This is a genomic window from Tahibacter harae (assembly GCF_024437735.1).
In the GTDB taxonomy this organism is placed as follows: domain Bacteria; phylum Pseudomonadota; class Gammaproteobacteria; order Xanthomonadales; family Rhodanobacteraceae; genus Tahibacter; species Tahibacter harae.
On record NZ_JANFQO010000073.1, the window covers coordinates 1 to 1,325 of the forward strand.

Sequence of the window (1,325 nt, forward strand, 5' to 3'; positions counted from 1 at the left end):
TGGCCGCACTACCTGGAAACCATCCACGATCCGCGCAACACGCGCGTCGCGCGCTACGAATACGACGCGGACGGCCGTCTGGTCGCCAGCGTCGATGCGAACGACAAGCGCATCGAGTACACCCACGACATCGCCGGCCAGGTGGAGCAGGTGAAGAACCGGCGCGGCCATACGACCACCTATGTCTATGACGACAACGGCTGGGTGCTCAGCGAGACCAATGCGCTGAACGAACAGACGCTGCATACGTATGACACGAATGGCAACGAACTGACGACGACGGATCCGCTCAATCGCACGACTACACGCACGTTTGATGCGCGTGGGAATGTGTTAACGGAAACCAACCCGGCCGGCGAGACGGTCACGCGCACCTACGGCCGCTACAACCAGCTCAAAACCGAAACCGATGCGCAGAACCGCGTGGTGCTGACCAATCACTACTGGAAGAAGAACGGTGTGGAGGAAACCGGCTTCCTGACCTCGTCGGTGGATGCGCTGGGCAATACCACGGTCTATGCCTTGGACCTGTGCGCCGGACTGACCTGCGGCAATACCGGCAATCTCAAGACGCTGATCGACGCGAACGGCAAGCGCCGCAGCTTCGAGTACGACCGCTACGGCAACCTGACTCAGGAGACCGATACACGCAACAACACGACCCTGCGTGAATACGACACCATGGGCCGCGTACTCAAGGAAACCCGCCGGCGCCTCATCAATGGCCAGGTGGAAGAGCTGGTCACGGTCAACGAGTACGATGCGGCCGGCAATGCGGTGAAGACCGTTGCACCGGACGGCGTGATCACCACGCGCTACTACGAGAAGGGCCAGCTGCTGTACGAACAGACCGGCCTGCAGCGCCGCGACTACACGTACACGCCGGACGGCCGCCTGGAGAGCACGATCTTCAACGGCAACCTCTCCGTCAAGGAGAGCACGGTCTACGACGCCGAAGGCAATGTGATCGAGCAGCGCGACGTGTTCGGCAGCAAGACCAGGATGGTGTATGACGCGGCCAACCGCCTGATCGAGACCATCCATCCGGATGACACCGGCGGGGATACGGACAACGCGCGCAGCCGGCAGGAATACGACAAGGCCGGCCAGCTCAAGACGAGCTGGGACGAGCGCAACCAGCCAACCACGTATACCTACGACGATGCAGGCCGCCAGGTCACGGTGAAGAACGCGCTGGACCAGGTGATGACGTCCGAATACGACGGCACCGGCCGGCGTGCGCTGAGCCGCGATCCCCTGGGCCGCGAGACCCGCTACGTCTACGACCTGGCCGGCCGACTGACACGCACCATACTGCCCGATCC

1 protein-coding gene is annotated in these 1,325 nt (G+C 62.6%); it reads left to right on the top strand.

Annotation, left to right across the window (positions count from 1 at the left end; all coding sequences use genetic code 11):
• Positions 1-1,325 (top strand): RHS repeat domain-containing protein (locus NM961_RS23865; RefSeq protein WP_255916929.1); only part of this gene is annotated, 1,325 nt, incomplete at both ends.